The following is a 10446-nucleotide window of genomic DNA, read 5'->3' as shown; positions in this document are numbered from 1 at the left end:
CAATGCTTCTCTGACCGCCAGCTTGACCACCTTCCCGGCATTCGGCAGACAGACATAAAGGTAATTTCCCTCTCTGTCCAATGCAATGCCGGCTGGCTCCTCCTTCCCCGCTTTTTTAACAAAACTTCCGACATCAATATCCAGCATCTTCTTCCCGTAAACATCAAACTTCTTAACGCTGAAGTTTTTGCCGTCTGAAACATATATGTTCCCCGACGGGTCAAATACCGCGTCTACCGGATGCTTCAAACCTTCTTTCAGTTCCCTTATTACTTCGCCCGTTTCGGGATCTATCACGACAACCCTGTTATTTAACGTGTCCGCCGCGCATATCATACCCTCGTCGTTCACATTTATACCCCCGAAACGGCTGCCCTCTATCTTTATTTTCTTTACATATATTCCGCCGCATGTGAAAACAGCCAGTCTCTCATTCTTGCTGTCGGCGACATAAACCGCCCCGTCCAGCGAGACGGCTATTCCGGCCGGCTCTTTCAGTCCCGCGTCCTTACCGAACTCAAGAAGCAGATGACCCGTCGCGCTGAATTTCAATATCCTGTTGTTGAGCGTATCCGTCAGATAAACATTCTCATCAACATCCGACGCAACTCCGCCGGGTTTCTTAATGCCGTTTCCTTCTACCTTCCAGAGCGCCTCTTCCCTCGGGCTGTATTTCGCCAGCTTCACCTCTCCCGAATCCGCAAGCTCAACATTCAGTCTCCGGTCAACTTCCACATCCGTCGGATGTTTCAGCCCTTCTATAACGCCCTTGAGCTCTATATCTTTTCTGTAAACTCTTATATCGTGTCTGCAGGTATCGCCCGTAACATCGCTCACCGTAAGTCGCAGTGTTAAAACCTCACCGCTCATCTCAGGCATCTCCCATTCCGCGAGTATGCCCTTCTCCGTCACCGGCTCTGTCGAATATTTTATCATCTGCCACTTCGCAGGCTTTGCGCCTTCTCCCCACTCAAGAGACCAGTCCTTGAAGGCTGGACCATGTTTGGCGTCGGCATAACCTGTTATATTCAGGCTTTCGCAATTTACTATCTCCCTGTCGGCAGGCGATATTATAAGGCCTTCCGGTGTGGCGCTTCCGTAGAGGCTGTTCTGCGCGCGGGCCGTGGCCGTAAGCGCATTGCTGTTGGCGTCAAGGCCGTTTGTCGTCACTCCGTCATTGTTACCCCAGTTGGACGCCGTCGAGCCGTCCGAGAGCGTATTCTTTCTCTCCATGCTTATCTTTGATGTGTTGTCCCCCGCGAACCAGCCGGAAGAACAGTTAACCCTGTCCACCGTTATTCCGCCGGAATCTTTAAGCGTTAAATCTTCGGCGGTATTATCAAGCGCGCCGGAATATATTAGATCTGCCGTTATATCCGATACCGTCGTGTCATCCGTCCTTTCAAGCAGATAATACGAATAAGGAGCTATGCTGCCGCTCAGTGTTATGCTCGGCGTACCGTCAGCCGAGGCCAGCGTCCAGTCCGTCAGCGTTACCGTATCTCCTGTATTATTATAAAGCTCTATCCACTCATCATAAGCGGACGCGGCTGTGCCCATCCACGCGATCTCGTTTATAACGACCGAAAGATAAGTTGACTTTGCTTCGGCCACAGCCGAATTCGAAATCTCCGACATATTTAAGGCGTTATCCCTGGCTTTTATCGCGAACCAGTGCGTCACGCCCGGCGATAGTCCCGTCAGCGTTTTCTGCTCCAGACTTCCCGAAGGCAGAGGCGTCCAAGTATTAGCGTAGTCAGCCGCCACATTAAAATCATTTTCCGATTCTATCGCCCCGACGGTTGAATATCTCAAAACATACGACGATGCCGCGCCTATTGTTCCGTCGTCGCCCATAGCCGTCCAGCTGAGTTTAATTTCACCCTGATTGTCTCCTGTAAAGGCATAAAGATCCGTCACCGTGGAGGGCGCCGTAATATCTTTTCCCGCCGCCGCGAAAGCTCTGGAGGCTGATGTGTCCATGTCAGAATAGTTCTCCGCCTCGTCCGCCGACTTAATGGCGAACCAATAGGTGACGCCGGGTTCAAGCCCTGTTATAATCCTGTTCTCGCCGGCTCCCGGAGAATTTACTTGCCAATTCTGTGACAATTCCAGCGCCTGCTCCCATGATACAGCGCCGGGAATTTCGCCTGCCGTCGAATATTTCACAACATAATTTCCCCATTCATTATTACCTGTCGTTCCCTCATCACCCGGCGCCGTCCAGACAAGATTGACCTCGCCCTCTCCGGGACCCGCGAATGCCGCCAAATCAGTAACCGCCGACGGAGGGATTAAATCCGGTTCGCGGTCGCTTGATGAATTCTGCGGATTGTAAAAACCCGTGTGTATCACAAAATCCGCCGAATTATCATTTATGTCATAGGCGTTGCCTGCGTATCTATCCGCGCCGAGCGACATACTTTCCGCTGTTGAAGAAGCGTCTGTTTTCCGCTCAATGCTGTCCCCTGTTGATAATGCCGCATTAACTCCCGAACCCTCAACAGCGTTATCAGGCGCCGGATTACCCCAACCAACCTTATCCAGCATGTAATCCCCGCCGTCCGTTATTATCACCCCGCTCGTTCCTGTCAGCTGAGAGGCGAAAACCGCGTCTGGCGCCGGGCTTATATTCCCCGCGCCCAGCAGAAAATACCCCTTCGATGGCACAATGTGATTCGTCCATGTTATCTGTTTCGTTGTTATCCCGTTTGACGAATTAACAAGTTTCAGTTTAAAAGTTCCCGTATCAATAACAACATCCTCTTCCGTCGGATTATATAATTCCACAAACTCGTTCCCCGCCCCGTCCGTCCCTATGCAGACCTCGCTTATTAACAGATATGTTTCTGCGGATATTGCAAAAGCTAAATTAGATATCTCCGATATATTGTTTTTCTCGTCAAAGGTTTTAAGCGCTATGTAATATGTCGTGCCCGGCATTAAGCCCGGAAGTAAATGATCTTCCACAGTCCCCGATGACTGCGGCTGCCAATCGTTGTTATAATCCAAAGCTCTTCCCCAGTTTGACCCGTCTATCGTAAATGTGGCGTATCTTACAATATAACCCGACGCGGTTCCCGAATAGCCGTCGTCGCCCGAAGCTGTCCAATTTAAAGAAATAGAATACGGCTTATCTCCCGTCACAGCGGCAAGGCCTGTTATCGCTGACGGCGCCGTCACATCATACTGCGCTATCGACTGGGCGATGTTTGAAACATCAGACCAGTTCTGCGCCCTGTCTTTCGTCCACAAAGCAAAGTAACATGTCGCCCCGCCGGTAAGCCCCGTCACCTCCTTTGTGAACAAACTCCCCGGCTGACAGTTGTCGGTGGAAATTTCAAAAACATAATTGCTTTCATTCCAGGCCTTTGTAAAACTCGAATAATCAATTCTGAATATTCCAGTTAATACTCCGCTCGTCCCATCATCTCCGGGTGATGCCCAACTTAAATTAATTTTACTTTCCGTCTCTCCTGTTTCAGCATTCAGACTCGTCACCGCCGACGGTGGCGCAATATCATATTTAAAAACATTACCGGCGGAGGGAATCTCCTCATTTAATGCTAAATCCTTTACTTTGCTTTGTATCAGATAATAATGCCCATCACTCCAATTGGAAATTGCATAAATCCAGTTTGTGGTCCCATCGGTAAGATTCCAAATCTGAGTCGAAATCCAGACAGCCCCATTCCAATATAATGAATCTGTTTGGTCGTAAATGCTAACCCGCACTTCACTGCTTCCGTTCAGGTCATAGGATGTTCCTGAAATTTCCATGAGACTGTTAAGATAGGAATCATCCGCCGGAACCAATATTGTGGATGTGGGCGCAACCGTATCGTATGTGAAATTCCGAGACACAGAATCACTGATATTACCAGCATTGTCCTCGCCTCTGACTTTTAACATATACTCCGATTCCTGAAAAAACGATTCCGGATTGGATATGTTATATGACCAGTTAGATGTGCCTTCGCATACATTGTAACTTTCAGCGGATGCCCAGCCCGTTCCATTCCACCAGAGATTATCTATCAATTTCTGCACGGCAAGCTCAATGCTCCCGACTCCGGCGATCCCGTCGTATGAAGTCCCTAAAACCTGAGATAAGGTGTTTACAAATTCATTTTCCTGCGGTATAACAAATCCGCAATCCGGCCCTTCACTGTCAAAACTGAATGTGTGCGCGTTCGCAGAACCCGTCGAGCCTTCCAATTCGAAATTACCCGCCATATCTTCCGCACGGGAACGCACAAGGTATGCGCCGTCCGTTAGAGCCGGAACTGAAAAAGCCCATGTGCTGCCATTCAATTGAGTATCATTCCAGACGCCGCTTGCTGTCCAGCTTGATAAACCCGCGTCCCAATATAATGATTCGTCAATCGTTGAAAGTTTCACGCACACTTTATCAAGTTTTACGCTGTCCTGCGCGCTGCCAGTGAAGGCGCTCAGCTGATTGTAGATACCGCCTTCGTCAGGCAGCACTATAACGCTTGAGGGCTGAGTTAGATCAGCCGTTACTTTGCCATTTAAGCCGTCCGATATCTTCACATAGTCATAACCGCATGTATAAGCGTTTGTGTAATTGGTCCTTTGCGAAGCATATACATACGCGGTGTTGAAATGCTTCTGATATGCTCCGTCTTCAACCCTGATAGGCATCCCGTTGATATCTGTCAAATCAACATATATATTCCCCGCATTATTTATCAGAATATGCCACTCCGCTTCTTTCATATTATACGGAAAATCACGGGAAGGATTATTTCTGTCATCATAAGAGGTATATATCGTACCCACCCCTCCGCCGCTGACCCTGCGCTGAACCATCCAATGCACTCCAAAATGGCCGGGATCTTCCGGATTCGTATTATCGGGGTCAACCCTCGCGACAAACCGGAACCAGTCATTGTAATCATGCGGCTGAATTCCCGTACCTGAGAGATCCGTCGGAAGAAGATAAAACTCATTCCAGAAAAAATTACCGTTTGACCCGTTCTGCTCCGTCGGAACCCTCATCCTTACATTGAACTCAATTTCATCGGTCAAACTCTTTGATTCTTTTGACACGGCATACACCGCACCGTACTGGCCGCTTATACTCGCCGCCGCCGTAAGATTCAGCCAGCCGTTTGCCGAAACTGAATACGAAGATAACCCCGAACTATGCCCCTGAGTCCATAAATTGTCAGACAAGGTATTGAAGTTTTCCTGAAACTCTCCCGCATAATTACCCAGTCTGTCCGTCGCCGAAATGCCGATGCTATAATCGCCTTCGGCAATCCCCGAAGGTGACCATAACGCGCTTATTCCTGAAGTTCCTTCTCCGCTTCCCGTGAGAGTCTCTACGACCGTGCCGTTTGAATTTTTTATTGTCACCGTCCAATCAGCGTACTCGGATAATGCGGCCGTAATGCTTACCGTGTCTTTAATTCCGTCGCTGTTGGGACTGAAATACAGCGGCTCGGCGACAAAACTGCCGATCTCCGGCGGTGAATTGTCAACAACAATATTGGACGCCTTCGAGGTTTCAGTATTACCGATACTATCAACGCTGTAATAATAAACGGTATGGTTCCCTTCTCCCGCAACAGACAGAGTGTCCGTATAAACCTGCCAGAGATTATCGTCAATTTTATATCTTATTTCCGCCACACCTAATCCGCTTTCATCTCCGACATTTATTAAATCATCCACCGCCGTTAATGTCAAAGTTGTGGCGTCTGTTACATAAATAGTTTGAGTGTCAACATAACTCGGTTCGCCCGCCGATATCGTTGTTCTCGGCGGCAGACTGTCCGTATAAGCTTTGCAATATGTGCCCGGAACTTCCGCGCTCCCATATATCATATTGTTTTCCAAATCCCGCCACAAAGTCACATCCGTCCATACGCCTTCCTGATATGACAGTATTTTTAGATTCTGTTTTACCCCATCAGCCAAGCCGGAAGAAAAATTTAAGCCCACTACCGGCCGTCCTTCGTATTCAGCATCAGTTGTAATTTCATATGCCGTATTTTCGGGCACGATTATGTAATCGGTCATCCCCTGCGGGACGGCCTGAACTGCCTGCGTGTTGCCCTGCGCATAAACATACGGAAAATTTACTTTTGCGGCAGGCTGCAAATCAACTATAACATTCCCCCCTGCTCTTGTGTTATATCCCGGATTGGGCGCAGGGTATTCATAACCGTAATAATATGCCCCAATATCGCACCTCGTCCCGTCGGGGTCATTGTATTCGGGAGATGGATCGCCCGCGTCAATGCAGGGCGAATTTACCATCAATCTGTAATCTCCCAATCCGCCGTCAACAAATTCAGGATTGTTTGCATTATTATCACTTCCTGGAAAAGTTGATACAGGAACCTTAAAATTGTAAACACAATTATAAGATGCAAAATTACCCGAAGTTATATCCTGCAATTCAATTCCCGTCGTATTTGTCTTTGTATAATTGAAAACTATATTATTAAAAATTTCCCGTAAATAACTTTTTGAATAAATGCCTGCAGCGGTTGCACTTCCTATGATAATGGTATTATTTAGAATCTTGGCATAGTTGGAATATTCATCTACAATACCGGAGTTTTCTCTTGTGCGAATGATATTTCTTCTTATAACAGCATTTGTGGTGTTTCTATTGTATATACCCACATCTTCTGAAATTATATTGTTATTTTCAATCAGAAAAGTCTGGTCATAACACGCCCCACGCAAACTAATCCCAATTTTGCTAGCAAAAATATAATTATCGCGTACCTTCAAAATCTGACCGTCACCCGTAAGAGTAATACCTTCGGCAACTTTTGTTATTATATTATTTTCTATAATCAGTTCATCTGCAACATCTCCTCCGTATAAACCACGATTTGAAGTTATAAACTGTCCGCCTTTGCAAAAGTTGTTATCTATCTCTATTTTCCCATTTAAATACTCCAAACCGATTGCGCAAAATGTTGTGCTGAATTCATTTCTGTCTATTTTAATTCGCTCAGAGTTAGTGATATAAATACCTTTCCCCCATTCATATAATGTCCCTGTATGATCAACATAACTTTTGCAAATACCTTCAAAACTGCAGCTACTCACTTCTATATTAAAATTGAAATATTCCTTTCCATGATATATATAATCCTCGTAATTAAGCGGCCAGCCGTTTTGATCCGTAATTGCAATACCGACATCTGTATAATTTTTTATTTGCAGACGAGAAATTTTTATGTTGCTCACCTCTCTGCAATAAATCGCACATCTTTTTTGATTTGTCCCGTCAAGTATGACTTCGCCTCGGCCCTGTATCAATATCGGTTTTTCCACCGTTCCGCCTGTGGATATATCGACTGTTTGATTGTAATAAGTGCCCTCCGCGATAACAACCCTTGTTCCCGGCACCGCCGAATCGACCGCCTTTTGTATGCTCGCAAACGCCGTCTCTTCCGTTAACCCGTCATTTAAATCACTGCCCGATAGAGAAACGAAACGAGTATTGCCCGCAACAGATGATACTGAGTTTGAAATCCCCGATGTTATTCCCTGCGAATTGACCGTCTTTACCGCAAAATACCACCTCTTGTTTTCTTCAAGGCCGGTCAATACTTTTAACTCTTTACTGCCCGACGACAAAGGTTCCCAGTTCTGCGGGTAAGAAAAAGCGCCAATAAAATCTTCTTCACTGTTAATTGAGGAAGTTGAATACTTTAAAATATATCCGCTGGCCGTTCCTTCTGTGCCAAAAGAGCCAACAGCGGTCCAACTGAGTGCAATATTTTCTTTCGACTCCACCATTAAATCCGTTATTACCGCCGGCGGGATACCCTCTCCCGCCATAATAACAAGCGGTTCGCTCTGCAAATCACTCTCATTCCCGTTTATGTCAACCGCTGTTATCCAATAACTGTATGTTCGCCCGTTGGTAACATACATATCTTTATAGAATAAACTCGACCGAGTGTCTAGCTTTACTCTGCATCCGGGCGATGTCGCCCTGTATACATTGTATAGTCCCGTATCTCTATCGGGACTGGCATTCCACACAAAATATATAAAATTGTCGCCGCTCTCGCCAACTATTCCCTGTATCACCGGCGGCGGCACATAGTCCCTATGGTAAGCTATGTTTACCGACTTTACCAGCGGGCTTATTTGCGGGTCATCTGACTCTAATAAAACCCTGTATTGCACATATCTTCCCGCAGGTGAGGTTATGTCGCTTCCCGATTGCGCATAATCGTTAGACCATTCCCCCTGATACGGACTATTAGGATAGGGGGTCGTCCTCGTCTGGAACTTCACGCCGCAACCCGCGGGAACTTCGGCATCCCAGCTTATTGTCTCCCATTCCGAACCCTCACCCGTATCTATTACTTTTGAAATATAACTTCCCGCGGTTGTTGTTTCTATCGCCAGTTTGTATTTTGCTCCGGTTATTGAATACGGCGCACTCGTGTTTGGGAAACCAAACCGCGCCACGTTAAACCATTCTCCTCCTGTCCGCGATGTTCCACAAAGGATGTTCTGCGTATCCCCCCAATCCAAATAAACATTCCACCATCCCCATGTGTCTGCCGGATTTGCCCTTAATTTAAATGTATTAAAGCCCTCATAAAATGTGTTCGGCACACGAATCTCGGTATACTGTATATCATTCCCTATCAATCGTATGGAATAGGGAAAAATCCTCACGCTGTATTCGCCATAGCCGAAACTGAAAGCCCCATCCTGACCGCCCACAGGGCTTTTATATTTAAGCTCTAATGTATTGATTGCCGGTTCGTACTCCCAAGGCAATGCCATAAAAACTTCTATATTCGGCGCGGCGCGCTTTTCCCCCCAGTAATATACCTTGAAATAGTCAGCCCCTGCTGGCGGATTACCGAGCCCATCCAGAAGGTAATTATAATACACATCCTCATCCACAAACTCTGTCCATTTCTCGCCGTTTACCCATACTTCGCGAAACTCCGGCTTTATCCAGTCGGGTATGAGTACCCGCCTACATTCATTATATGTGTACACGCAATTGCGGTTATATAACTGGAACTGCTTCTTGTCCGGAATTATCGCTTTATTTGCTATTACTATCCCGCTTTCGTCCAGCTTTACGCATATGTCCATCTCCGCCGTAACAGAATCCCACAGCCACATTGAGCTTTCTACTTCTTCGAGAGGAATATCGTAACGGCAGACTGTAGTAGAAGACAATGCCCCCCATGTCTTCTCCCAGTATTTCCCCGTCCTTATATATCCGTCGCCGTTAAGATACGCCATGTAAAACTCACCGCCATCAAACTCGCTATCCGTTGTAGCGCTGCTTGTCGCTATTATGAAATGGTGCAGACTCGACTCGGAGTTCTTTGCCCAATCCTCAGCATAGAGTTCCAATGTGTAAGCTCCTTCTTGGTCGAAAGTGTGGTTTTTAGCATAATTACCTTTAATATAGGCCCCATGATTTTCAGCAATATTATCACTAACGGAATAGGCTATAGTAACGGGCTCTGCGTAAACTTTACCATTTACTAAATCTCTTCCACCTTCTGTGACGGTAATTTGAGGTTTTGTTGTATCTGTTTTAAAAGGATAGGGGTGTGCATTTTTGCCTTCATAATATGTTTGTCTATAATCTTCCTCAATAACTGAAGAGATTTGAACTCCATCGTACCTTAAATACCTCGTAGCGTGTATTACTGATATCGTATAGGTACTCCTACTAACATCCCATTGTCTGCTTTTAAAAATAGCAGTATGTTCTGTCCAATATATAATATCTCCCTTACTGCCATTTTCCCAATTCTTTGATGAACCAAGAAAAACTGAAAATTCACTAGTTCCATAATGTCGCCTTAAATTTGCACAATAAGAAACTAATCCAGTGCAATCAAAGCCCCCTGTCCATTCAGTTGAACCATCCCAAGAACTTGAGCCCCAATAATAGCCATAATGATAATATCCATTTTTAAGCTGGTCTGTATAATTGTAATTGGGCGGCTCTCCCGGTTGATATGATTTAGTTAGATATTGTTGAGCCTTGATAAATAAATTCTCACCAGTCGTAATGCAAAATCCGATGTTATAAAAAAACAAAGCAACAGCTACAGTAATAATTTTTGTGCGAATTTTTATTTTTCCTGCCATGACAATATTTTAACTCCGTCTTTCAATTTTTTAGAATCCCATATTAACTGATAAATATTTCCTGCTCCACTAATGGCAAAGGGATATGATGAAATATCTTTTATCTTTATTATGGCGCTAATTTCCCAATTTTTATCATATTTAATTATAAAACATCTGTCGCTCTGGTTCTCTATAAGTCCCAAAAAGTATATATTTCCGAATATGTCTTCGTTTTCATATCTGACATCAAAAATTTGTACTCCCTCGGGTAATTGTTTCTTTATTAAATCTAAATCAATATTTTTAAGCACCTTGCCATTCTCATCT

The 10446-nt window shown here is 45.5% G+C and carries 2 protein-coding genes; both read right to left on the bottom strand.

What is annotated here, in order from left to right; genetic code table 11:
- A partial coding sequence (locus tag FP827_03520) for a hypothetical protein (GenBank protein MBA3052143.1) occupies nt 1-10137 on the bottom strand: 10137 nt, incomplete at its 3' end.
- Nucleotides 10122-10430 carry a hypothetical protein gene (locus tag FP827_03515; protein MBA3052142.1) on the bottom strand — a complete coding sequence of 103 codons (309 nt, stop codon included), beginning with the start codon at nt 10428-10430 and terminating at the stop codon, nt 10122-10124. The genes FP827_03520 and FP827_03515, both read right to left, overlap by 16 nt.
- Nucleotides 10431-10446 lie beyond the last annotated feature (16 nt).

It is taken from the genome of Candidatus Omnitrophota bacterium (genome assembly GCA_013791745.1).
Lineage (GTDB): Bacteria > CG03 > CG03 > CG03 > CG03 > CG03.
Note: the sequence above shows the minus strand (reverse complement) of the source record. Positions and strands in the feature narration are given on the sequence as shown.